The 23,761-nt window shown below is 36.9% G+C and carries 20 protein-coding genes and 1 tRNA gene; 7 read left to right on the forward strand and 14 right to left on the reverse strand.

Translation table 11 applies throughout. The annotated features are described in order from the left end of the window. Positions 1 to 254 precede the first annotated feature (254 nt). Together LZF87_RS03125 and LZF87_RS03130 are read left to right on the forward strand one after the other, a co-directional pair. Positions 255 to 1,403 (forward strand): ATP-binding protein, encoded by a 1,149-nt coding sequence (locus LZF87_RS03125; protein WP_244341694.1) that lies wholly within the window; start codon positions 255 to 257, stop codon positions 1,401 to 1,403. A gap of 3 nt (positions 1,404 to 1,406) precedes the next feature. Further along, positions 1,407 to 1,796, forward strand: coding sequence for a DoxX family protein (locus LZF87_RS03130; RefSeq protein WP_244341708.1), 390 nt, complete (start codon positions 1,407 to 1,409; stop codon positions 1,794 to 1,796). Between the two features lie 3 nt (positions 1,797 to 1,799). On the opposite strand, the gene LZF87_RS03135 is transcribed toward LZF87_RS03130, so the two are convergent. From LZF87_RS03135 to LZF87_RS03160, 6 genes are all read right to left on the reverse strand, one after another. Further along, positions 1,800 to 4,067, reverse strand: coding sequence for a helix-turn-helix domain-containing protein (locus LZF87_RS03135; protein ID WP_244341731.1), 2,268 nt, complete (start codon positions 4,065 to 4,067; stop codon positions 1,800 to 1,802). An 81-nt stretch (positions 4,068 to 4,148) separates the two neighbouring features. Next, positions 4,149 to 4,715, reverse strand: a complete 567-nt coding sequence (locus tag LZF87_RS03140) for an OmpH family outer membrane protein (RefSeq protein ID WP_244341735.1) — start codon at positions 4,713 to 4,715, stop codon at positions 4,149 to 4,151. Positions 4,716 to 4,962: 247 nt separating this feature from the next. Continuing rightward, positions 4,963 to 5,823, reverse strand: a complete 861-nt coding sequence (locus LZF87_RS03145; protein ID WP_244341737.1) for a class I SAM-dependent methyltransferase — start codon at positions 5,821 to 5,823, stop codon at positions 4,963 to 4,965. Between the two features lie 146 nt (positions 5,824 to 5,969). Continuing rightward, complete coding sequence (mnmG, locus tag LZF87_RS03150; protein WP_244341739.1) at positions 5,970 to 7,847, reverse strand: tRNA uridine-5-carboxymethylaminomethyl(34) synthesis enzyme MnmG; 1,878 nt, start codon at positions 7,845 to 7,847, stop codon at positions 5,970 to 5,972. A gap of 49 nt (positions 7,848 to 7,896) precedes the next feature. Continuing rightward, on the reverse strand, positions 7,897 to 8,316 hold the full coding sequence (gene ybeY, locus LZF87_RS03155) for an rRNA maturation RNase YbeY (RefSeq protein WP_244341741.1): 420 nt from the start codon (positions 8,314 to 8,316) through the stop codon (positions 7,897 to 7,899). Continuing rightward, entirely contained in the window at positions 8,303 to 11,617 is a 3,315-nt protein-coding gene (locus tag LZF87_RS03160) for a DUF4175 family protein (protein WP_244341743.1), read from the reverse strand. The genes ybeY and LZF87_RS03160 overlap by 14 nt, the downstream gene beginning before the upstream one ends. Before the next feature lie 882 nt (positions 11,618 to 12,499). On the opposite strand from LZF87_RS03160, the gene gltX reads away from it, so the two are divergent. Then, positions 12,500 to 14,011: a glutamate--tRNA ligase gene (gltX, locus tag LZF87_RS03165; protein WP_244341744.1), complete on the forward strand. Its 1,512-nt coding sequence runs from the start codon at positions 12,500 to 12,502 to the stop codon at positions 14,009 to 14,011. Positions 14,012 to 14,047: 36 nt separating this feature from the next. On the opposite strand, the gene LZF87_RS03170 is transcribed toward gltX, so the two are convergent. Next, positions 14,048 to 15,499 (reverse strand): hypothetical protein, encoded by a 1,452-nt coding sequence (locus LZF87_RS03170; protein ID WP_244341746.1) that lies wholly within the window; start codon positions 15,497 to 15,499, stop codon positions 14,048 to 14,050. Positions 15,500 to 15,589: 90 nt separating this feature from the next. After that, positions 15,590 to 16,246: a PorT family protein gene (locus LZF87_RS03175; protein WP_244341748.1), complete on the reverse strand. Its 657-nt coding sequence runs from the start codon at positions 16,244 to 16,246 to the stop codon at positions 15,590 to 15,592. Positions 16,247 to 16,351: 105 nt separating this feature from the next. On the opposite strand from LZF87_RS03175, the gene LZF87_RS03180 reads away from it, so the two are divergent. Beyond that, positions 16,352 to 17,317 (forward strand): SPFH domain-containing protein, encoded by a 966-nt coding sequence (locus tag LZF87_RS03180; RefSeq protein ID WP_244341754.1) that lies wholly within the window; start codon positions 16,352 to 16,354, stop codon positions 17,315 to 17,317. 42 nt (positions 17,318 to 17,359) lie between these two features. Here the strand turns inward: LZF87_RS03180 and LZF87_RS03185 are convergent, their stop codons facing one another. The 4 genes from LZF87_RS03185 to LZF87_RS03200 form a co-directional block, all read right to left on the reverse strand. After that, positions 17,360 to 17,605 (reverse strand): DUF6327 family protein, encoded by a 246-nt coding sequence (locus LZF87_RS03185; protein WP_244341768.1) that lies wholly within the window; start codon positions 17,603 to 17,605, stop codon positions 17,360 to 17,362. An 8-nt stretch (positions 17,606 to 17,613) separates the two neighbouring features. Next, positions 17,614 to 17,964, reverse strand: coding sequence for a competence protein (locus LZF87_RS03190; RefSeq protein ID WP_244341770.1), 351 nt, complete (start codon positions 17,962 to 17,964; stop codon positions 17,614 to 17,616). A 2-nt stretch (positions 17,965 to 17,966) separates the two neighbouring features. Further along, complete coding sequence (locus tag LZF87_RS03195) at positions 17,967 to 18,296, reverse strand: YtxH domain-containing protein (protein ID WP_244341772.1); 330 nt, start codon at positions 18,294 to 18,296, stop codon at positions 17,967 to 17,969. Positions 18,297 to 18,597: 301 nt separating this feature from the next. Then, positions 18,598 to 20,697 carry a glutamine--tRNA ligase/YqeY domain fusion protein gene (locus tag LZF87_RS03200; RefSeq protein WP_244341779.1) on the reverse strand — a complete coding sequence of 700 codons (2,100 nt, stop codon included), beginning with the start codon at positions 20,695 to 20,697 and terminating at the stop codon, positions 18,598 to 18,600. 84 nt (positions 20,698 to 20,781) lie between these two features. Here LZF87_RS03200 and folB point away from each other — a divergent pair, with 84 nt between their 5' ends. The 3 genes from folB (at position 20,782) to LZF87_RS03215 (ending at position 22,201) form a co-directional block, all read left to right on the forward strand. Beyond that, positions 20,782 to 21,141, forward strand: a complete 360-nt coding sequence (gene folB, locus LZF87_RS03205) for a dihydroneopterin aldolase (RefSeq protein ID WP_244341790.1) — start codon at positions 20,782 to 20,784, stop codon at positions 21,139 to 21,141. A gap of 58 nt (positions 21,142 to 21,199) precedes the next feature. Continuing rightward, positions 21,200 to 21,270 (forward strand) — tRNA-Cys (locus LZF87_RS03210). A 130-nt stretch (positions 21,271 to 21,400) separates the two neighbouring features. Further along, positions 21,401 to 22,201, forward strand: a complete 801-nt coding sequence (locus tag LZF87_RS03215) for a hypothetical protein (protein WP_244341797.1) — start codon at positions 21,401 to 21,403, stop codon at positions 22,199 to 22,201. A 69-nt stretch (positions 22,202 to 22,270) separates the two neighbouring features. On the opposite strand, the gene LZF87_RS03220 is transcribed toward LZF87_RS03215, so the two are convergent. Both LZF87_RS03220 and LZF87_RS03225 read right to left on the reverse strand, forming a co-directional pair. Next, entirely contained in the window at positions 22,271 to 22,960 is a 690-nt protein-coding gene (locus LZF87_RS03220) for a LysE family translocator (RefSeq protein WP_244341799.1), read from the reverse strand. 108 nt (positions 22,961 to 23,068) lie between these two features. Next, positions 23,069 to 23,761, reverse strand: coding sequence for a head GIN domain-containing protein (locus LZF87_RS03225; protein ID WP_244341800.1), 693 nt, complete (start codon positions 23,759 to 23,761; stop codon positions 23,069 to 23,071).

Consider the following 23,761-nt stretch of genomic DNA (forward strand, 5'->3'; position numbering starts at 1 on the left):
TTATTTAGTCTATAATCAGCAAATATACGAATTTTCTTTTTTTAGCTCTTTTGCGCAGGCTTTTTTAGACGAATTCACAATTTTTCAGATGAATTAACAATTTTAAACAAATTGCACAAAAAAAGGAAAATCTGATCCTGACACATAAATCCACCGTCCATTGTTGATTCTTGCAATAAAAAAACGTTACAAAATCGGGTTTTTACCACGCCATTTTCCCTTGCCCTGACTAAACTTTCTGTTATCTTTGCTACATGTTATTTCAAGAAATTCTAGGCCAACAGCATATCAAGAGCCATTTGACAAAAAGTGCCGATTCAGGCCGTATTCCCCACGCCCAATTGTTTGTGGGACCGGAAGGATCGGGGACTTTACCGATGGCTATTGCCTATGCCCGCAATATTTTATGTTCAAATACTTCCGGAGAAAACACCAACGGAAACGAAGCCTGCAATCTGAAATTTGAACATTTTTCGCATCCCGATCTGCATTTTGTTTTTCCGGTCGCGACAAACGATCAAATTAAAAGCCATCCGGTAAGTGCTAATTTCATGAAACAGTGGCGGGAATTCGTAACCGAAAACCCGTACGGAAGTTTATTCGATTGGCTGAAATCACTGGGAATTCAGAATAAACAGGGGCAAATAGGGGTGGACGAGGCCCAGGAAATCATGAAATCGCTTTCACTAAAATCCTACGAGGGTGGTTACAAAGTGATGATTATCTGGATGGCTGACAAAATGAATACCGCCACTTCCAACAAGCTTTTAAAACTACTGGAGGAACCGCCTCAAAAAACAGTTTTCCTTTTGGTTACTGAAAATCAAGACGATATCATGCAGACCATTTTATCGCGCTGTCAGGTATTGGATTTTAAGGGACTACCCGAAAAAGTTATTGCCGAAGCCTTGGTTTCACGTGAAAAAATCGAAGAAAAACTCGCTTTGCGAATTGCCCACCAATCACAAGGAAATTATAACAGAGCACTTCATCTGCTGCACAAAGACGATAGCGAATTTCCGTTTGAAGAATGGTTCGTACAATGGGTGCGTGCCGCCTTCCGTGCCAAAGGAAATGCATCTGCCATTTTGGATCTGACCAGCTGGAGTGAGGAAATCGCTGGTATAGGCCGTGAAGCTCAAAAACAGTTCCTCCATTTTTGCGTGGAAATGTTCCGTCAGGCATTGTTGTTGAATTATCAATCTCCTTCGCTGGTGTATATTGAGCCTGCCGTGGATACATTCAAATTGGAAAATTTTGCACCTTTCGTGAACGGCAATAACATCAACGAGATTTTTGCCGAACTTTCGGATGCCATTTATCACATCGAACGCAACGGAAATGCTAAAATCATTTTAACCGATTTATCGATAAAACTTACCCGTTTAATCCATAAAAAATAACCCATGACCCACACAGAAATTTTCGGTATCCTTATTCTGTCTTTTTTAACGCTTACGTTCCTGCATTCCGGTTATGAAAAAGTAGCCGAATGGAAAGAAAACGTAGCCTGGCTGAAAGAACACTTTAAGTCGACTTTAATCCGAAACCAAGTTCCGGCCGCTTTGGGATTTCTTCTTATTACTGAAGTCATTGCAGGTGCTTTCTGTGCAACGGGAATCATTCAGATAGTAGCTACCGGAGCTACAACCATTGGTTATTATGGCGCCGTAATGTCCTGCATCACACTGTTGTTAATGCTTTTCGGTCAGCGGCTGGCTAAGGATTATGATGGGGCACGCAACATAGCGATCTATTACATTCTGGCAATTTTAGCGGTTTCCTGGCTGGGATAAAGCCTATTTCAAAGTCGCCTTATACAACCGCAGTTCGTCCCAGGTGAATTTATCGCCGTGAATATCTTTGAGTTCGCCCAGGCTTTCCCCTTTAAAGTCATAGAACGCTTCGCGCAATGCAGCAATTTTATCATCCGGTAAAATATCCGAAAGTTGAAGCGCTTCCATCTGAATCAGCTTTGTGAAATGACTGAAAATAGTACCCGCTGTGAGTTTGCGCAACTTGGCTATTTCATGGATCGAATGGTTTTGTTTCCATAATTCCAGGGTTTCTTCGATGGTCGCTTTCTTTGGCTGTTTTTCTTTTTTGGCTTTCGGTTTGTAATATGAGGTATCATCATCGTCAACCAAAGAGGCACTCATCTCCCTGAATCGTTCTGCGACGATGACTAACTTATTGATTTTATACTGACTACTGTCTTGAGAAATTAAATTCTGTTTTGAAATCTCTTTGCCTTCCACAATGATTTTTAACAACTGCAGTGCTTTCTTCAATTGCAGCACGGTTTTAATTTGAAGTTCTTCTAAAACCAACAATTCATCATAGAATGCCTTTACCTTTTTTACACGTTTGATTTCTTCTATTTTCAGCAAAACAGCTTCTACCACAGTATCCAAAGGGGAAAAAAAATAATTATAAGCCGCTTCACAACGCTGTCTGATAAAGGCAATATCAACAGGGTCAGCTGAAAACAATTGATACAACTGACTCTGAAATTTACTCGACGCGTCTGCCAACTGCTCCATACTATCAACATTCGATTGCGCCCAATTTTTGTGTTTGGATTTAGGCGATTTAGGAGCCTCCTGCTTGTAACTGTAACTGTGATTACGCCATTCCTGTATCAATTGTCTGAAATCGAAACTGTTAATCAAGGTATTGCGTAAATATTGCGAAGTTTCAGAGGTAAGTGATTCAGCTAAAATTGCTTCGTTAGCTTTGTTAGCTGCATACTGAAGTACATCCTCATCTGAGGAAATACCATTCATCCGTAGCGGAGAAAGCAAAATAAGCCCTTTTAAGGAACGTAAACGCGAAAGAGCTACATAGGCCTGCCCAGGGGCAAAAACTTGTGATACATCCAATACAGCCTTGTCAAAAGTCAATCCCTGACTCTTATGAACGGTAATGGCCCAAGCCAGTTTTATAGGGAAGTGGGTAAAAGTTCCTAATAGTTCCTCTTCAACTTCCTTGGTGTTTTCATTAATTTTATACCTAATGTTCTCCCATTCATAGCGTTCCACTTCGATGGTTTTATTCTCATCAGGGAAATGCACGAGAATTTCATTTTCAGCAAGCGATTTGATAACCCCCATTTTACCGTTGAAAAACTGTTTCTCGTGTGAAGGGTCGTTTTTGATGAACATGATCTGCGCACCTACTTTCAGCTGCAGATTCGGATCCACCGGATAAATTTTTTCAGGAAAATCATCCACAATAAGGGGTTTATATGTGTACTGTTTTCCAGATAAGGCCGCAAGTGATTCGCTGTTAATCCCATCTGCCTTAGCATTATGCGTCGTTAAAATAATATATCCTTTATTGTCTTTGACATCAAAACCAGGTTGCACGAATTGGTTTAAAACCTGAATATCCTTTTGGGTAATGGTATTATTTCTCAAGTTATTTAAAACCGAAATGAATTCATCATCTGTCTGACGGAAAATCTTATCCAACTCAATGTACAAAGGCGGAAATTGCTGAATTACATGGGAATGGAAAAAGAACATTCCACGGTAATATTTTTGCAACACATTCCATTCATCATTTTTAACAACGGGCGGTAATTGTAATAAATCTCCTATACACAATACCTGAACACCACCAAACGGACGTTCGTTGCGGCGTACTCTGCGCATCATAAAATCCATTGCATCAAGCGTGTCGGCCCGAAGCATACTCACTTCATCGATTACAAGCAGCTCCATATTCCGGATGACGGCACGTTTTTGCGCGCTCATATTGAAATGCCGCGACAATGAAGTTTGAGTTTCAAATTTCATCGTTTCCGAAAAATGGGGTAGAGGTTTACTATCAGGAATAAAGGCAGCAAAAGGCAATTGAAACATAGAGTGGATGGTAACCCCACCAGCATTCAATGCGGCAATTCCGGTTGGTGCCACGACGACAGTGTTTTTGTGGGTCGTCGCAATTATTTCGCGAAGGAGTGTCGTTTTACCGGTTCCGGCCTTACCCGTCAGGAAAATCGATTTATTTGTTTGATTGATAAATCGCAGCGTATAAGAAGCCGCGGCAGATACTTGTTCCATATGGCGTGTAATTTAAAATGTGAAAGTAGTAAAAAGTCAGTCCGTTAACAAATAAAAAAGCCTCCGATTGGAGGCTTGTTACTATTTTTTTTCTTCTTCTTTCTTAGCAGCTTGAGGACCTTTGTAATTGTCATTCAACTCTTTACTAAGAATAGCTGTAATATCATAACCATCTTTTGCATAAAGAACAGTAGCTGACATATCTCCCGTTCCGTAGATATAATCATAACCGTTTTTCTTTCCGTATTCTTTAATATAATCTTTAATTCTGGTTACCAGGCTGTCATTTTCTTTTCCGCTTTCCTCTTGCAGCATTCTGATCATCGACTCTTGCTTCATGCCTAATTCCTGCTCTCTTTTTTGAAGTTCAGCACCTTTGGCCTGAGCCCATGCCGGTCCTTTCAACTGAGCATTTTGACGGAATGAAGCAGCCTCACTTTGAAATTGAGATGCTTCACCGCGAAGTTCGCGGCCCATTTCTTCCGATTTTACTTTGTATTTATCTTCTATGTCTTTAGCTTCCTTATTTTCTTTCAACAATTTTGAAATATCCACATAAGCGGTTTTCGTTTTTTCAGTTGAAGGAGTTTCTTTGTTACAAGAGATCATTGCCAAAGAAGCAATCGTTAGTAAAATCAGTCTTTTCATTTTTTATTAGTCAGTTTAAATTTCGGTGTAAAAGTAATAATTCCATTTGACGTACCAAAGATGGCAAATTTCAAGTTCTTGAAGAGGAATTTTATCAAAAAAATATAGTATAAATTAAATTTATGGCATTAAAAACAGCTATAAATTACCACTATTAAAAACGGATTCATATAAAGCCTTTTAAGACACTTTTAAAAAAAGGGAAGGATTTCGGATATTGAAACAGTATTTCGTTTAAAATTGGTCTTTATTTTGATTTTCTTTCGTTTTCGATCACATAAATATGCGAAGAATACTCAAAATTACGTTTTGCTTTCAAATTAGACTGCAAACCGATGAAAAATCCCTTCACAAAATTCATTTTTCCGCATTTGTATTTTTCCGATAAAAGGGCTACATAAAAACTGTCGAAAATCATCGGAAGCACTTCCTTTAATTGCATATTTTCTTTAGCAAATAATTTTTCAATTGAAGTTTTTGAAAAATGCCAAAGGTGGCGGGGTACATCATAGGCAGCCCAAAATTTTCCGTAATACTGTGCATCATACGATTTGTAATTAGGTACAGCAATTATAATAGTCCCAGTAGGTTTCAGAAGTCGTTTTAATTCCGCTATTTGTTTTTGTAAATCGGGCACATGTTCTAAAACATGCCACATAGTAATCACATCGAACGATTCATTTTCAAGCGAGGCCAAATCCACAGCAAAGGAAACCCCTTTACTGATGGCAATCGCTTTAGCTTTTTCACTTGGTTCAATGCCTGTACAATTCCAATTTTGTTTTATGGCTTCATGAAGAAAATCCCCGGTTCCGGCGCCAATATCCAAAAGCGATCCCTTTTTAGGCTGCAACTTAGTAATTAAATTAACCTTATCGCGAATAGCTTTTCTTTTTATAAAATGATACGCTTTTTCAAACAACGATCGCTTGCTGTCGGTATGCGAAATGTAATCCTCACTTTCGTAATACTTCGGAAGTAATTCCAATGACGGTTGTGGATCGGTTTTTAAAAGTTGTAATTCTTCGTCCAAAAGCAAATTAAAATTTTCGCCGGAAACAGAATAATCCTTTACACTGATAAAAACGTTAGCGTTTGAAAAATTCATTTATAAAAATATTTTTTTTTAAAGGTTCTCTTTGTTTATAGGGGTTAGCGCCGTAGTTTCACGTGGAACATTTTTTAAAGTCTTAGTGAAAAATCTTAGTATACAGTTTTTTAGACTTTATACTGAGACATCAACTATAAACTATATTATCGTCCCATATGAATTAATAATATGGAAATATCGGCAGGTGATACTCCGCTGATACGGGAAGCCTGCGATATGGTAATTGGCCGGATTTTTTTCAATTTCTCACGCGCTTCGAACGAAATCGATTTTACTAAATCATAATCAAAATCATCACGAATTTTTAAATCTTCCAAACGATTCAATTTATCCGCATTACTTTTTTCTTTCTCAATGTATCCGGAATATTTTACCAAAATTTCGGCCTGTTCGATAACTTCGCGATCCAGATTATGTTCTTCGATGTAATCCGTTACTTTTTTGAATTTTACAAAGTCTTCCAAATCCAATTGAGGTCTTGAAAAAACTTTGAACATTTTATCAGGTTGCACCATCGGTGAAGATCCTTTGCTTTCTAAAACCGGATTTGCTTCTTCAGGTTTTAAACTTGTTTCCTTAAAGAAATTTACAAAGGCTTCCGACTGGTCACGTTTTTTCTCCATTCTTCGGATACGTTCTTCACTGGCCAAACCAATTTCATAAGACATCGGTGTCAAACGATCATCGGCATTATCCTGTCGTAATAACGTACGGTATTCCGCTCTCGAAGTAAACATACGATAAGGTTCTTCCGTCCCTTTCGTTATTAGGTCATCTACAAGAACTCCGATATATGCCTCGTTACGTTTTAAAATAAACGGATCTCGTTCCTGAGCTTTTAGGGCTGCATTGATTCCAGCCATCAGTCCTTGAGAAGCAGCTTCTTCATATCCAGTGGTACCGTTAATCTGTCCTGCGAAATACAAACCTTCGATTAACTTAGTCTCTAAAGTATGTTGCAACTGCGTAGGAGGGAAGTAGTCATATTCAATCGCATAACCAGGACGGAAGAATTTCACGTTTTCAAAACCAGCAACCGAACGCAACGCTTTAAACTGAACGTCTTCCGGAAGCGAAGTTGAAAATCCGTTTACATATACTTCCACCGTGTTCCATCCTTCCGGTTCAACAAACAATTGATGACGATCCTTGTCGGCAAAACGATTAATTTTATCTTCGATAGACGGACAGTAACGCGGACCTAAACTTTTAATACGTCCGTTAAACATGGGCGAACGATCAAAACCTTCGCGAAGTAAATCATGAACCAATTCGGAAGTATACGTCATATGACAATCCTTCTGAACGGTTAATGGTTTAATTGATTCCAAAAATGAAAATTTATCCGGATTATCATCTCCAGGTTGAACGATCATTTTGGAATAATCCAACGAGCGGCCATCAACACGTGGGGGAGTACCCGTTTTCATTCGTCCGGATTCAAATCCTAACTTAACCAAATCTTCGGTGATTCCGTACGCAGCGCTTTCTCCTGCACGTCCTCCTCCAAATTGTTTTTCTCCTATATGGATTAAACCGTTCAGGAAAGTCCCGTTAGTCAACACTACCGTTTTAGCTTTGATTTCAATTCCAAGCGAAGTACGTACACCAGTAACTTTTCCGTTCTCCGTTAAAATTCCGGACACCATTTCCTGGTAAAAATCCAGGTTAGGAGTCTGCTCTAACATCATGCGCCATTCTTCAGCGAAACGCATACGGTCAGATTGCACACGCGGTGACCACATCGCAGGTCCTTTGGATTTGTTCAGCATTTTGAATTGGATGGCCGTTTTATCCGATATAATTCCCGAATATCCACCCAAGGCATCAATCTCACGGACGATTTGTCCTTTTGCAATTCCACCCATGGCAGGGTTACACGACATCTGAGCAATGTTCTGCAAACTCATCGTAATCAACAGTGTTTTCGAACCCATGTTAGCAGCCGAAGCTGCCGCTTCAGATCCGGCGTGACCTGCACCCACCACGATTACATCATATACATCTTGAAATAAACTCATTGTTCCACGTGAAACATTTTACTGTTTCAATATTAATTTAGTATTCTACTTATTGTTCCACGTGGAACAATAAAACTTTTTCATCTTCTTTAGCACGCATTAACTGCTCGTCGGCTTCACTTTTATCTTTATAGCCGCAGTAATGCAATACGCCGTGAATGATAACTCTTTTAAGTTCCTCTTCAAAAGTAACGCCGAAATCCAGCGCATTATCGCGAACGCGTTCCACGGAAATAAAAATATCGCCTTGTAATAAATTTCCCTCAGAATAATCAAAACTGATGATATCGGTCAAATCATCGTGATTAAGGTACTCTACATTGATTTTATGAAGGTATTCGTCATCACAAAAGATGTAACTTATCTCTCCTTCATCTTTGCTTTCAGAGGCAATAACACGCGAAATCCAGTTTTCGAACTTTTCCTCATTGTATAACTGGAAGTCGGTTTCGTAATTAAAGTTTATCATTATTTTTAAAATAGGTTTGCACCTTCTGATTAAAATTTGGGCGCAAAGGTAAGCTTTGTCTATTTAAAATTTCAACACTGTTTAAATATTCTTTCAAAGCCGGCGGTATTTGATTCGCCTGATTATTAAATACTTTCTGGTTTGTTTGGGATTGACGCTTGTTTTCTTCACCCTGTTGCTGAATCGCTTTATCTAACTTTAAAAGTTCATGTTTAAGATTCAACATCTTTTGCATCGTTTCGTTTTTAAAGCCTTTGTTCAATAATTGCTTTTCAATGTCCTGCATCTGTTTGGCAGCATTCTGGCCCATTCCTCCCATACCTTCTTTTTCCAAAGCCTTTTGCAAAGCTTCGCGCAGACGTTGCTGTTCTTTATAAATTTCAAGTACTTCCCCAGCATTTCCTTCGCCATCCTGTCCGCCTTCACCTTCCTTACTCCCTTTGTTTCCGTTTTTATCGGGTTGACCTTCTCCGGGTTTTTGACCTTTCTTCATACCCTTTTGCATTTTTTGAGCGAGGCCTTCCTGTTTTTTAATGATATCCGGTAACTGCATGCCGCCTTGACCCTGACCAGGTTTGGGTTTTCCTTTACCAGAACCTTGACCTTGTGCCGGCATATTCAACTCCATCTGCATCTGATTCATAGCATCACTCAAAAAATCGGCAAGCTTATTTGCAGAAGTAATGGTATACTGCTGATGTGAAACACCTTTTGGAATGTTGTTATCAGATAGGTTATCAATCGATTTTTCAATATTGTATTGAACATTACCAACCTCTTTGGTAATCATTTCAGATATTTTCGGATTACGGAGCGACATCGCAAACAAACTATCATCAACATGCCTAAACTGATTTTTTAAATCCTGCTGTTTCTTCAAAAGCTTGTTAAACCCAATTGTTCGCGATGTACTCGATTTAAAATCTTTCATAACATCTTCCTGAGAGAAAGAAAAGGCGAGGAGGTTATCCAAAATCTGTCGTAACATTTTGACATCTTCTTCCATTTGTTCCATGTCACCCATTTCCATAGACTGCTGCATCTTCTGACTCATCTGCTGCATCTTTTGAGCTGCAGACTTTTGCTTAGGTTTAGCTTTGGACTGATTTTTTTTCTGTAATTCTTCGGAAGCATTCTTTAAATCCTCTTCAATACTTTGCTGTTCCTGCTTATCATTAGGAATATCCATCGGGGCTTTTAATTCCTTGTTTTCCTTATCAAGTTCGTTCAGCTCTTCCTGTATCTTGTCGAACTCTTTATTGATTTCATTTTGTTCTTTAGAATCATTGTCTTTGCTCTCAGCCAGTTTATCTTCTTTTTTAGAAAGCTGATCTAATTTTTCAGCAATCTGTTCGGCTTTCTTCTCAACATAAAAACGTTTGGTCATTTCTACCAACTGTTCCAGACTTTTCGTTTGGTCTTTCGTATTTTGTTTTAGTTTGTCAATTTTATCAAAAAGTTCCTCTTCTTGTAATTTATTGGTCAGCTCTTCTAATTCTTTAAGAAGCCTTTCATTTTTTTCTATCTCCTTTTCATTCTTATCCAGACGCTTCAATAATTCGTCTTTGAATTCATCTTTTTTTTCCGGGTTGAATTCTTTTAAATTATCTTCCAGCTTTTTAGAAAACTCCTTCATCATTTCATCCTGCTGTTTCTGACGGTTGATGAAATCCTGAACTTTCTTCTGATCCTTAAAATCAAGGTTCGTTTTTTCTTTACCCATTTTTTGGAGTTTTTCCAATTCGGATAATTGCTTGTCCTGATTTTTAATCGATTTTTCTAAACTGTTGATATTGGAATTCTGTTCCTGAAGACTTTCTTCCTGTTTTTCATTCTCCGTTAATTCTCGATGACTGAAAACGGAAGACTTAGTGCTTTTATAATTATGCAACGCGTCATTATCAAAAATCTCAAAGTAATAATCGTAATCCACACCTTGCTGTAATGTTAATCCGGAAGGAAAACTGTACACAAACTGGTCAAACGAACTCTGCTTAACCGGAATGTTCCCGCGACGGGCCTGTTTAGGATTATCCCTCGGATAAAAAATAACCTGAAGTTTCGTTAAGCCATAATCATCGGAAACCTGACCTAAAATCATATTTCCTTTCAGTTTTAAACTGTCAGGAGCCTGTTCGATTGAAATCGTAGGGTACTGATCCTTAACCGTTGTAATCTGATAATGTAGTTTTTCGTGATTTTTAACCGCTTTATTAGAAGTAAAAATTTGATAATCAGTATTTTGTACTATACTTTTAGATAAACTGAAATACGATTCATTTTTTGTAAACGGAAATGATAGCTCATTGCTTTTCCAAACCACTTCAGTCGTTGTTAAGGCGTTAACTTTCCAGGTCACTTTGGAACCTTCAGGTACCACAGCATTTCCAGTTCCTAGAATAATTTCCGCTTTTCTTCCTAAATACGAAGGGAAATGAACCACCATTTCAAAACTGGCAATAGTCGGAACGGCAACTACCTGTAATTCAAACGAATTTGAATAGATATCATTGGCAGATAACTGAAATTCTACATCTGCAGAAGGTTTCTCAAATTTGTACTGAAACAATCCGGGTTTAATCGATTCCAAATAATAACTTTCCTCACCAATGTTGATCATCGCATTTTCAGGAACAATTTTACCTATGGTTTTTACCTGAAGTAGAAAATCTTGACCTTGCTCAGCCTTTAATGAAGGATTCAAAATTTCGAATTCAAATGGGGCAGGAGGTGTGTACTGTTTTTTAAAATGCACCATTCTGTCAAAACTCTGCGTTATCATTCCGGAATTACCACTGACGAAAAACAACAGCAGAATTAATAGCGGCACTACAGCATAAGGTACAAATTTTAGATTCTTTTTAAAATTGATGGCATTCCCGAAAGGGATAGGTTTCAATGAAGCTGCCTTTTGTTCGATCGAAGCCAATAACAATTCGGAAGGATTCGACTGATCATTAAGCTGAAGGAAATTGGTAAGCTTATCACTGACTTCAGAAAAATGATTCCCAATAATTTTTGAAGCTTCGGTATAATCGATTCCTTTCTGAAGTTTGAACAATTTAAAAACCGGAAACAGAATAAAACGAAGTAAAAGGAAAATTTCAACCGAAACAAACAACCAGAATAGGAAAGTTCTTCCTTTTGGCGACAACCAAAGAAAATATTCCACCAAGAGCGTACCTATAAAATACAATACTCCCAATCCAATAAAAAGCAACGTACCTTTGAGTAACTCATTGGTATAAAACTTCTTAATGAAGGCTTCCAGTTTTTGAAATATCAGATTTTTGTTTTCCAAAATCACTTCTTTCTATATAACCGATAAAACTACAATTTAAATTAAAACGAAAATCAAAAAAATAAGTTAAACATCGAAAAGCAAATCATTCCATTCTAAAAATTTGAAAAGCTTCATTCGAAGTTGTCAACATATATTAAAAACAACAAAAAATATTTTTTTAAAATTTAAATAAATGATTTGTTATTATAGTCTGTTAATAGTTGGAATAACTTTGCTTTTAAAGGCTTTGTTTTGAGTTTATCCTTTTTTATACCGGGTTATCAACAGTGTTATTTCAAGTTAAAGCTTTGTAAATCAAAAGTAAGTTTTAGGTTATTAACAATCGTTGAAATGTATTTTTTTATCGATGATCTTAATAATTAACAATGCGGTTTCCTGTTGATAACTTGTTATTTGCTCTTGATAAATAAAAAGTAAAATATAAAAACTTCATTAGGATTTTCCATTCCGGTTTTTGATTAGAAAAATTCCCGATACAAACAAAAAACAGTTGTAAAATTCTATTCGAAGTTATCAACAAATGTTGTTAATCGGTAAAAGCTTGTTTTTCAACGATAACTGAATTTTAATTAACAATATTGATATCTGCTGTCAAATTATTATATAATTAACTGAAAATCAGCTATTTTATTAAGTATTTGATAATCCTAAAAAAGCTATTAGTTGCATAATTATCGTAGTATTAAGCTATTACTGCAACAATACGTTTTAATGTACATTTCTTATTTAGTTAAACAGTCAGTATTATCAATTTTTAATAATATATAGGTGTAATTCATATTTCAAATTCACTATCGTTTCAATTGCCATATCGAAATAGTATCTTTGCATCACATTTCGACAACTTTAGTGTGAAATAAAAACAAAAATAGATATAAAATGTCAAAACCGGTAAGAGTGCGTTTTGCACCCAGTCCAACAGGACCTTTACACATAGGTGGTGTCCGAACCGCTTTATTCAACTATTTATTTGCTAAAAAACACGGCGGAACCTTTTATTTACGTGTAGAAGATACCGATCAGAACCGTTTTGTTCCAGGAGCTGAACAATATATTATGGAAGCTTTGGAATGGTTGGGGATTGCTCCGGATGAAACCGTGGGTAAAAATGAAAAATTTGGTCCTTACCGTCAAAGCGAGCGTAAACCATTATACAAACAATATGCTGATCAACTTGTTAACAGTGGTTGGGCTTATTATGCTTTTGATTCGGCAGCCGATTTGGATCAGTTGCGTAAAAATGCTGAAGAAGAAGGTAAAACATTTATCTATAATCATACCGTTCGCGAACATTTGGATACTTCGCTTACAAATTCGGCTGAAAAAGTAGCAGAGCGAATTGCCAATGGTGAAGAATTTGTAATCCGATTTAAAACGCCGGTTAACGAAACGTTACATCTGAAAGATATTATTAGAGGTGATATTAAATTTGACACGAACTTATTAGACGATAAAGTATTGTTTAAAAGTGACGGGATGCCAACCTATCACCTGGCCAATATTGTAGACGATCATTTGATGGAAACTTCGCATGTAATCCGCGGAGAAGAATGGTTACCTTCGTTACCGTTACACGATTTGTTATATAAAGCTTTTGGTTGGGAAGCGCCTGAATTTGCGCATTTACCGTTGATTTTAAAACCGGTGGGCAATGGGAAATTATCCAAGCGTGATGGGGATAAATTAGGATTCCCGGTTTTCCCATTGGATTGGAATGATCCTGTGTCAGGTGAAAAATCTTCGGGATACAGAGAAAAAGGATTTTTCCCGGGAGCTGTGGTAAACTTCTTATCGTTATTGGGATGGAACGATGGTACCGACCAGGAATTGTTTTCATTGGAAGAGTTAGTGGCTAAATTCGACCTGAACCGAGTACACAAAGCCGGAGCTAAATTCGACCCTGAAAAAAACAAATGGTTCAATCAGCACTATCTTAAATTACAGTCGGATGCTTCTTTAGCTGAAAAATTCATGCCTATTTTAACTGAAAAAGGGATTGAAACCGATATCGATTATGTGACCAAAGTGGTGGCTTCGGTAAAAGAACGTGCGACTTTCGTAACCGATTTATATGAATTGAGCGATTTCTTCTTTGTGGCACCAACCACTTATGATGAAAAAGCGGCCAAAAACTGGAAGGAAGAAACGCCTCATTTAATGCAGGAATTGATTTCGGTATTGGAAAATATTGGAGATTTCACTTCGGTAAACATCGAAACCATTGTAAAAGACTGGATGACGAAAAACGAAATAGGGATGGGGAAAGTGATGCAGCCGTTCCGATTGAGTTTGGTGGGTGCCTTGAAAGGTCCGCATCTTTTTGACATTGTGGAAATGATTGGAAAAGAAGAAACTATTTTACGACTACAGAAAGCAATCGCTACATTATAAGAAAGAAAAAGCCCCGAGAATTTCGGGGCTTTTTTATTATTCAAAGTAGTTCAATTTGTAATAGGTTTCGTTATCGGTTTCTACTGACCAGATACTGCCATTATTGCCGAATGTGGTACCGAAATATTTTTTTGTATCAGAATTTAATGAATTGATATACTTTTTATAATTTTCATTCGTTTCGTAAGCAATCAACCCATTAGGATCAAACATTTTACCTTTTACTTTTATTTGATCGTTTGTGTAAAAAGACTGTATAAAATCTCTGTTACCGCTCATTAAGTTGACTTTTTCTTTGGCTTTTAAGCTTATTTTATTAGCCTTTATTATTTGTCCGGTATTTACATCTAAAAATGCATAATGAACATAGTTGTTGTGATAGCCAGATGCGACTGTAAACATTACTCTGTTTTTTTCCAAACGCAAGCCATTCGATATTCTTATAAGATGCACCTTATCGTTAAATTCTTCTTTATCGATGATTTCATTTTCAGACTGCCATATTTTCTTACCGGTTTTATCGAATTTGAAAACATAATAACCTCCTGGTTGATTGTAATCGTTCAATTCTTTTGCTTTTTTTCCAAGTAGTCCGAAAACATATACATCACCCGTTTCTGAATCGACTGTGAAGTTATTAATCCCTAAATCGTTGGAAAAAACCTGAAGTGTTTTATCAAACTTTCCGTCTTTAAATTTTGATAGTCCAACGTTGGAATAAATATGAAAGAAGTTGTTTAAAGTTACCGTGTAACTAAGCTCATTTATTTTTTTTCCTTCAAAATCATAGATAGTTCGGTATATGGTTGTAGTTTTATAATCCTTACTGATTGACTTTGTTACGATTTCAAAAGTTTCGTTGTTAAGCGGTCGTACATAAAAACCTAAGTCTTCAGTTGGTTTGATAAGGTCTTTACCCTTCAGCCTTTCAATATCTGGTTTTTCCAGTTTTATCCTTTTGTGCTTCTTTTTTGTCGTAATTTCGGTTAGTTCAAGATAGATATCGTTTTTCTCAATGTCTATTTTTTCCTTTCCTTTTTCGTTTGATAAACCAATTTCGTATAAATCGTTAAAATCGTACTCCATTACATCAATGCGATTGAATCTTGTTTTCTCGGAAGTGCTGATTTTTGAAAGGAATTTTTTATCTACAAAATACTTATAGGTATTACCTTGATAACTCATTGGACTATAGTCAACTGCTGAAAAAATGTTTCCTGATTCGGAAAATTTCACATTCATCAGTTCAGCATTTGAAACTAATTCTTCCTTATTTCCATTACTGTCATAGGTGTGTAAAGAAGTAATCATTCGGTTAGTTGAAAGCGCGACATGTTTTCCTTTTTCTATAACAAACTTGTTTTTAGAATATAAAAAATCATAAGATAAAGGAACATTATCTTTTTCGAATTTATCTTCAATTATAGTTGTTTGTGCGCTCAAGCCCAAACCCGTCAACAAACTAAAAATAAGAATATTTTTTTTCATCAAAAAATAGATTAAGGTTAGTAATAAAATAAAAACAGACAAGTATATGTAAATATATTTGTCTGCTCTTTATTTTTATTAAAAAAATTGTTACAAATTAAACAACAGCTGTCCGGTAAGAATACCGATATGTCCTTTAAAATCTCCGTTGGTTTTTAATTCGAGTTCCTCTTTATTATTCAGGTTGTTCAGGATGTTGTTCATCCCGTATTGGTAATTAACCAAAGCACGAACGCGTCGGTTACCTGCAGAAAAACCGATATAAAGGTTACCGTTTATTTTGGTAATGTCTGTTATGTCCTTTGCAGTCAGAAGAATATTGTCTTCTAAAAGATTGTGTTCGTATTTACCGTCAAATTTCAGTTTGTCGTTTATCTGAAGTACCGGACCTAAATCCAATGAAACATGGTCTTTTACTATGTTATAACTTAGCAATAAACGAATTTGAACAGCCATCAGTTTGTATTCTACATTCTCTTTTTGCATTAAAGGGGAAAGCGTAGCCACAGTAAAATTATTTTCCGAAAACTGCATTCCATAAATCATGCTGAAATCGTTATAATAATTACCTCTAACCTGCATTCCGGCCGACCAGCCCATTTCCGGTTGGGTATTAAAATTGGATGTCATCAGTGAGCTCTGATTTACACCGGCATAAATACCGATTCGGTTTCCGTCGCGATATCCGTATTGTGCAAATCCTTGTAAGGCAGCCAATAAGAATAAAATAATGTGTAGTTTTTTCATTTGAAGAAAATCAAAAATTTCGGCAAATGTAAACTTATTTCATAAACAATTGTAACATTTAACTACAGTATACGTATAATCCTATAAATAACTAAACTATTTATTATGATAACACTTCCTATTTTATTAGTGATCGGATTCTTTCTGTTTCTGGCCTCTTTTTTCACTGTTAAACAGCAAACGGCTGTAATTGTAGAGCGCTTTGGTAAGTTTAACAGTATCAGACAATCCGGTTTACAGATTAAAATTCCGGTTTTTGATCGTATTGCCGGACGTGTAAATCTGAGAATACAGCAATTGGATGTTATCATTGAAACAAAAACGAAAGATAACGTATTCGTAAAAATGAAAGTTTCTGTTCAGTTTAAAGTATTGCAGGAGAAAGTGTATGATGCTTTTTACAAATTGGAATTTCCTCATGATCAGATTACTTCCTATGTATTCGACGTGGTACGTGCCGAGGTGCCAAAGTTGATTTTGGACGATGTTTTTGAGCGTAAAGATGATATAGCAGTTGCGGTAAAACGTGAACTGAATGAGGCGATGACTACTTACGGATATGAAATTATCAATACATTGGTTACCGATATTGACCCGGATATTCAGGTGAAAAACGCCATGAACCGTATCAATGCTGCCGACCGTGAGAAAACTGCTGCCGAATATGAAGCGGAAGCTCAACGTATAAGAATTGTAGCCAAAGCCAAAGCGGAAGCAGAAAGCAAGCGTTTGCAAGGCCAAGGTATTGCCGATCAGCGAAGAGAAATAGCTCGTGGTTTGGTGGAAAGTGTGGAAGTGTTGAATAATGTTGGAATTAATTCTCAGGAGGCATCGGCTTTAATAGTGGTGACGCAACATTATGATACCCTTCAGTCTATTGGAGCTGATACTAATTCAAACCTGATTTTGTTGCCAAATTCACCACAGGCGGGAAGTGATATGTTGAACAACATGGTGGCTTCTTTTTCGGCCAGCAATCAGATTGGTGAAACCATGAAAAATCAACCGAAACGAACTAAGAAAAAAGATGACCACACGTCTTTGGATTACAATCCGTCAGATCCTGAATAATAGTTTATTAAAAAACAAAAAGAGGTCAAAAGGCCTCTTTTTTTATTCCATAAATTTCGTGAACTTCCTTATAAGTAGCGGAAGCAGTATGTTTTTTAATAATCCAGATTTACTTATGATTTCTCCGGTGTTTCCTAAAAAGTTTTTTACCATTCCTATCGGTGTTATACCTTCCATAGTTTTTTCCATGGTAAGGGCCAATTTTCTCACATCGATTTCTTTCTGGAGTTTTAAGATTTCCAAATCACGATCAATTTCGTCATATGAGGAATACACTTTAGGTTTCATATATCGGATTATTCGTTAAAAAATATTTTCGAAAATCTTTGCAACATAGTGCCTTCCACGATTTTGTCTTTTATCAAGTAGGCGACTAGTACCAGAAGCAGGTAAATACTGCTCACAGCCAAAAAACCTAAAACAGTGTTATCCATTAATTTACCTAAATACAAGGCTAATCCTATGGAAGCAAAAAACATGAAAAACAGAAAAAATACCAACATCAGCAGTACTCTGACCACCATGGTTGTTGATTTCATAAAAACCTTAAACAACCATAGTTTATAGTACTCGATACTGCTGTCGATGGCATTTTTCAGGTTATCCTGAATATTTTCGGCTTTTTCTTTCAGGCTTTCAAAAGGCATACTTATTTACTAGCGTTTGCAGCCTGGTTTTTCAATTCGGCCAATTTTTTTTCTAAGGTTTCAATAATTTCTTCTTTCTTATGATTGTTGCTGGCAAGCAAATGGTCAAATTCGCTTTCCAGATCCATTTTTGCTCTTGAAAATCTCGATTTGATATTATCCGTAACTTCACTTAAGCGATGTTTCAGAACGTCTTTTTCGTGGTCAAGACCTTCTTTGATTTTTCTTCTTGTTTCTGAACCTTTATCTGGGGCAAATAAGATTCCGAGTCCGGCTCCGATTGCTGCTCCAGCCAAAAGAGCCAATACTGTTTTTCCTGTGTTGTCAGACATGATGTTACGATTTTAGTTACTAACTTTAAAATTACTTATTCGAAAGCAGATTTTTGTTAATCGGCGGTTAATAATTAGAGCGAAAAAGTTAAAAATCGTTTTAAAGCACTTTTTAGGGGTTAAACGGCAATTAGACACAGAAATACCTTCTGATTTTTTTAAAATGTCTTAAAATAAAATTATGAAAGCCGATTTTAATAAATAATTTCTATTAAAACTATAAATTGTATTTAAAATATAAATAATAAAAAAACCTGCCTAATAAGCAGGTTTTTAATTGATAAAATTTATGACAGTGTTTTTATACAACTTCAGACAACAAATGAAGTACGGTTTCATTTTTCTCGACCGATTTCATTTCCGAAAGCTGCGTTTTGAAAATTTCGAAATTTTTACCATCTCTTTTCAGATTCTGGATTACTTCATAACGAACAAATGGTGATTCGCTTTTCAAAGACATGGCGTAGAATTTTTGAAGCAGTTCACCATCGACATCCGAAGCTTTTATACTTTCGGAATATTTCATGATAAAATTGGAAAACAATAAAGAACTCTTATTATTGTTGACATTTTTCTTCAGTGAATTCTGCAGCAGACTGTAATTGTTGATGGTTTTGATGTTTTCACCAATCATATTTTCAATAGCAGCTCTTTCTTCATCCGTGTTCACTTTGAAGTACTTATTGATTTCTTTCAGTGAGTTGTTGATGGTATTTTCCTCTTTTTTACCTTTTTCTTCCCATGAATCCTTTAAATCTACCGTTTTGTTGAAAACTAAATTTTCAGCAGTACTGTCTTTGTCTACACAGAAATAACCTGTTCTCTGGAACTGGAAACTGTCGCCTTCTTTGGCATCAGCCAAGCTCGGTTCTACAAATCCGGTAACCGTTTTCAATGAATTCGGATTCACAAAATCAAGGAAGTTCTTGTCTTTGTGCGTGTCCGGAGACTCATCGATGAACAGTCGGTCGTATAAACGTATTTCGGCTTTTACGGCATGTTCCACAGAAACCCAGTGAATGGTTCCAGCAACTTTACGGTTGCTGGCTTCGCTTCCGCTTCCGCTTCGGCTGTCGTCATCGTAGGTAACATGAATTTCGGTGATTTTACCGTCGGCATCTTTTACAACTCTCTCACCCTTAATAATATAGGCATTTTTCAAACGCACTTCTTTTCCTAAAGTCAGACGGAAAAATTTGCTGCTCGCTTCTTCCAAAAAGTCCTCTCTTTCAATATACAGTTCTTTTGAAAACGGTACTGTTCTGAAAGTCATTACTTCTTCCTCCGGATTATTTTCGGCTTCAAGCCATTCGGTTTTTCCTTCCGGATAGTTGGTGATGACCAATTTTACCGGATCTATAACCGCCATAACGCGTGGTGCCACTTTGTTCAAATCTTCACGGACACAGAATTCCAATAAGGAAACATCGATAAGGTTATCGCGTTTTGCGATTCCGATGGTTTCCGCAAAATTCCTGATGGAAGCCGGTGTATAACCTCTTCTTCGCATGCCGGAAATGGTCGACATCCTAGGATCATCCCATCCCGTTACATAATTTTCCTGTACTAATTGTAATAGTTTACGCTTGGAAACCACAGTGTGTGACAGATTTCTTCGTGCAAATTCACGTTGTTTCGGACGTGTTTTGGAAGAATCATAAACCTGATCCAGGAACCAATCGTATAATTCTCTGTGTGGTAAAAACTCTAAAGTACAAAAGGAATGCGAAATCTGTTCTAAATAATCACTTTCGCCATGTGCCCAATCGTACATTGGATAGATACACCATTTATCACCGGTTCTGTGATGGTGTTTATGTAAAATTCGGTAAATAATAGGATCGCGCATCAGCATATTGGTAGAAGCCATGTCGATTTTGGCTCTCAAAATATGAGTACCTTCCTCGAATTCACCGTTTTTCATTCGTTCGAATAAATCCAGGTTTTCTTCTACCGAACGGTTTCGGTACGGACTATCGGTACCAGGCTGCGTTGGCGTTCCTTTTTGTTTTGCCATATCTTCAGAAGACTGGCTGTCTACATAAGCTTTTCCTTTTTGGATAAGAAGCACTGCCCAGTCATATAACTGCTGGAAATAATCCGAAGCATAACATTCTTCGGCCCATTGGAAGCCTAACCATTTCACGTCGCGTTTGATGGCATCTACATATTCCTGCTCTTCTTTGGCCGGATTGGTATCGTCAAAACGCAGGTTTACGGGAGCTTTATAATCAATCCCCAAACCGAAATTCAAACAAATGGCACTGGCATGACCCAAGTGCAAATAACCATTTGGTTCAGGTGGGAAACGAAAACGCAATTTATCAGGTGACAAACCATTTTTTAAATCGTCTTCAATGATTTGCTCTATAAAATTCAATGATTTTTCTTTCGTAGACATAGATTTTATGTAATTTTAGCAAAGATAAGTTTAATTCGTCAATTTGGAAATCGGAAGATTTGAAAATGACAGTGAAAAGTACGCATGGGAGTTATAAAATTAAAAAATATCAGAACGTTTTCCTATCATGGTTGTCTGGTAGAAGAAGGTAAAATTGGGTCGGATTATTCGGTGGATTTGGAAATTAAGACCGATTTACGCAAATCGTCTTTTTCAGATGAATTGAATGATACCGTTGATTATGTACACCTGAACAAAATTGTGGTTGAAGAGATGGATATTCGTTCCAAGTTGTTGGAGCACGTGGCACAACGCATTATTGCACGTATTTTTAAAGAAACGCCTTCGGTTTCCAGAATTATTGTAGCGGTTTCCAAATTGAATCCACCTATTGGAGGTGATGTTGAGGCAGTTACCATTCAGATTGAAGAATACCGCAATTAATTTGGAATTTGGAATTTGGAATTTCAAATTTATTGCTATATTTGCCATCCACAACAATGGCATCGTGTCCGAGTGGCTAGGAAGCGGTCTGCAAAACCGTCTACAGCGGTTCGAATCCGCTCGATGCCTCAAAAACCTTCAAGGAAACTTGGAGGTTTTTTTTATGTTTATTTTTTATGATAAGACAGGAATAATTCGTTACTTCAATGCACCATTGATAAGTAGCAATTTTAACCTTTACAACTAATTGAAATTTGATATGAAGTCACGACATATAGTAATTACCGTATTGTTTTCGTCTCTGTTGTTCATTGGTTGGAAAACAATCGACCAGGAATGGTTAACTGAAAAACGCAAAGGATACACATTAAAGTACACTTCCAGTGATAAGAAAAATAAGAAGGAATACCGACAACTTATTGAAAACGGTATGTCTTCGGTTGAGTTTTTCTTCAGTGATGGTTTTAATAAAGAGTTTGATGTTTACATTCATCCCAACCGACTTTCCTTAGACAAGGCTTGGCAAAAGGATTGGAACATGCCGGATTTTAAATCGGAATGCTGGATGGTGGCAAGCGGAGTAGCTACAAAATTGGACGTCATATCACCCAAACACTGGGACAAAGAGGCTTGTGAACATCTTTATTCCGATACCAAAAAAACACAACACTTAATTACTCATGAATTGGTTCACGTGTATCACGGACAGTTAAACGTCAGCCCTGATTTTAGTGATGTTCAGGGAATGGACTGGTTTGTTGAAGGTTTGGCCACATATGCTTCAGGACAGTGTGATTCGAAACGTATTTCAGAAGTGAAAAAGGCAATTATAGAAAACAAAATACCTGAAAAACTGGATGATTTTTGGAAAGGGAAATTAAAATACGGGCTTTCCGGCTCGGTTGTGATGTTTATCGACAAGACCTACGGAAGAGAAAAACTTAAAACGCTGTTACCGCTAAATAAAAAATCAGAATTACTTATGGCATTAAACACAACAGAATCCGAATTACTGACTGCATGGAAAAATCACATTCTTGAATATAAGTCAGGACAATAATGTAAAACGCCGCTAAGCTTAGCGGCGTTTTTATTTTTTAAATTGAATTAAAGAACAGTTCGAAACATATTACTTTGATTGTTCAATTTTTTCCAGCTGATCTTTAACAAATTCCTTCTCTTTCGGAAACCAGCCCTGAATCATCAGCACTGTACCAAAAATTATCAGTAAAATACTGCTGGTTTTTTTGACTTTAATGATATTTACAGGGGTTAATTTGCTGCGTAATTGTTTTGCTAAAAGTACTTTACATATATCGGTAAATAAATAAGCTCCCAATACCGCTGCAAAGAATATTGCCATTCGCGAGGTTTCCATATCGAATTTAGGTCCGAAGGTAATGATGATGGCTAACCAGAAACCAAGTACACCGATATTGATGAAATTCAGCAGAAACCCTTTCATAAAAAGGCTTAAATAATTCTTTTTAAGGATTATTTCTTCAACCTCTTCATCGGGGTCGATGAGTTTGTGCGCTTTTCGAAGTTTCAGAAAAGTGATCATCCCATAAGTAAACATGATGATACCGCCAAAGATGAATAAAGCCGGATCATCTTTAATGCTCTGAATCAGACGGTAACTACTGAAATAGGCCACCGCAATGAAGAAAATATCAGCAATAACAACCCCGAAATCAAAAGACATGGCAGCCCGGAAACCTTTGGTGATACTGGTTTCAAGCAATACAAAAAAAACAGGTCCAATCATAAAACTAAGAAAGAACCCTAATGGAATTCCTGTCAGGATATCGTCAATCATTTAAAAGCTGTTATACCCACAAAGGTAAGAAAAATTAAATCCCAAATCGAACTCTGCAAATACCATTAGGTTTTACAAGTAAGATTTGGGACTTGTTTTTTAAGTTTTTTATATTGTTTTTTTACTCAGTTTGTGCTGTTGAATCGTTCCGCCGGCAACCGTTTTTTGGTTAATTTGTCGTGGATTCCCATAAATGGTAATTGTTCCTCCGGCTCTGGTTTTTGCTTCAACCAGTTCGGATGCTGTAACATCGGCTTCGCCACCAGCATTAACAGCAACTACTGTTTGTTCGCCTTCCAGGGCACTGGCTTTTACAATTCCGCCCGAAGTAACCACGATGTCCTGATTCTGGGCTTTTCCTGTTAATCGGACCATACCTCCGGAATTAGCTTTAATGTTAGCTTTTTTTACATCCAGGGTTAGTTTGACTTCGGCTCCTTCTTTGGCGCTTACCATAAAATCAACGCTGTCAAAAGTGGCCGGACTCGAAACATAAGCTCCCTCGCTGGCTTCAACGGCGTCTATTTTTTTAAAGTAAACGATGGCAGTCACTTCTTCTCCTTTTAACAATTTATCCACTGCCATTCGTATCTTCAGTTCACCGTTTTTATTTATCAATTCCACATCGCCACTGCGATCTCCGGAAAGTTCTACTTTGGTTTCATTGCTTTCCACGAGCTGAACGGAAATCTTATCAAAGGCCTTTACGGTGGTAAAGTCACCTACAGTTTTAGTGATTTTTGTCTGCGAAAAACCTAATTGTGCTGCAAAAAGCAATACTGCAAAAACTAATTTCTTCAT

The organism is Flavobacterium enshiense (genome assembly GCF_022836875.1).
GTDB lineage: Bacteria > Bacteroidota > Bacteroidia > Flavobacteriales > Flavobacteriaceae > Flavobacterium > Flavobacterium enshiense_A.

What these genes read in the sequence shown, in the direction of transcription:
- LZF87_RS03215 (WP_244341797.1), top strand. Translation starts at nt 21,401, where the DNA reads ATGAAGTCACGACATATAGTAATTACCGTATTGTTTTCGTCTCTGTTG.
- LZF87_RS03190 (WP_244341770.1), bottom strand. Translation starts at nt 17,964, where the DNA reads ATGCCTTTTGAAAGCCTGAAAGAAAAAGCCGAAAATATTCAGGATAAC.
- ybeY (WP_244341741.1), bottom strand. Translation starts at nt 8,316, where the DNA reads ATGATAAACTTTAATTACGAAACCGACTTCCAGTTATACAATGAGGAA.
- LZF87_RS03145 (WP_244341737.1), bottom strand. Translation starts at nt 5,823, where the DNA reads ATGAATTTTTCAAACGCTAACGTTTTTATCAGTGTAAAGGATTATTCT.
- LZF87_RS03125 (WP_244341694.1), top strand. Translation starts at nt 255, where the DNA reads ATGTTATTTCAAGAAATTCTAGGCCAACAGCATATCAAGAGCCATTTG.
- LZF87_RS03175 (WP_244341748.1), bottom strand. Translation starts at nt 16,246, where the DNA reads ATGAAAAAACTACACATTATTTTATTCTTATTGGCTGCCTTACAAGGA.
- LZF87_RS03130 (WP_244341708.1), top strand. Translation starts at nt 1,407, where the DNA reads ATGACCCACACAGAAATTTTCGGTATCCTTATTCTGTCTTTTTTAACG.
- LZF87_RS03135 (WP_244341731.1), bottom strand. Translation starts at nt 4,067, where the DNA reads ATGGAACAAGTATCTGCCGCGGCTTCTTATACGCTGCGATTTATCAAT.
- mnmG (WP_244341739.1), bottom strand. Translation starts at nt 7,847, where the DNA reads ATGAGTTTATTTCAAGATGTATATGATGTAATCGTGGTGGGTGCAGGT.
- LZF87_RS03170 (WP_244341746.1), bottom strand. Translation starts at nt 15,499, where the DNA reads ATGAAAAAAAATATTCTTATTTTTAGTTTGTTGACGGGTTTGGGCTTG.
- LZF87_RS03220 (WP_244341799.1), bottom strand. Translation starts at nt 22,960, where the DNA reads ATGATTGACGATATCCTGACAGGAATTCCATTAGGGTTCTTTCTTAGT.
- LZF87_RS03200 (WP_244341779.1), bottom strand. Translation starts at nt 20,697, where the DNA reads ATGTCTACGAAAGAAAAATCATTGAATTTTATAGAGCAAATCATTGAA.
- LZF87_RS03185 (WP_244341768.1), bottom strand. Translation starts at nt 17,605, where the DNA reads ATGAAACCTAAAGTGTATTCCTCATATGACGAAATTGATCGTGATTTG.
- LZF87_RS03180 (WP_244341754.1), top strand. Translation starts at nt 16,352, where the DNA reads ATGATAACACTTCCTATTTTATTAGTGATCGGATTCTTTCTGTTTCTG.
- folB (WP_244341790.1), top strand. Translation starts at nt 20,782, where the DNA reads ATGGGAGTTATAAAATTAAAAAATATCAGAACGTTTTCCTATCATGGT.
- LZF87_RS03225 (WP_244341800.1), bottom strand. Translation starts at nt 23,761, where the DNA reads ATGAAGAAATTAGTTTTTGCAGTATTGCTTTTTGCAGCACAATTAGGT.
- LZF87_RS03195 (WP_244341772.1), bottom strand. Translation starts at nt 18,296, where the DNA reads ATGTCTGACAACACAGGAAAAACAGTATTGGCTCTTTTGGCTGGAGCA.
- gltX (WP_244341744.1), top strand. Translation starts at nt 12,500, where the DNA reads ATGTCAAAACCGGTAAGAGTGCGTTTTGCACCCAGTCCAACAGGACCT.
- LZF87_RS03140 (WP_244341735.1), bottom strand. Translation starts at nt 4,715, where the DNA reads ATGAAAAGACTGATTTTACTAACGATTGCTTCTTTGGCAATGATCTCT.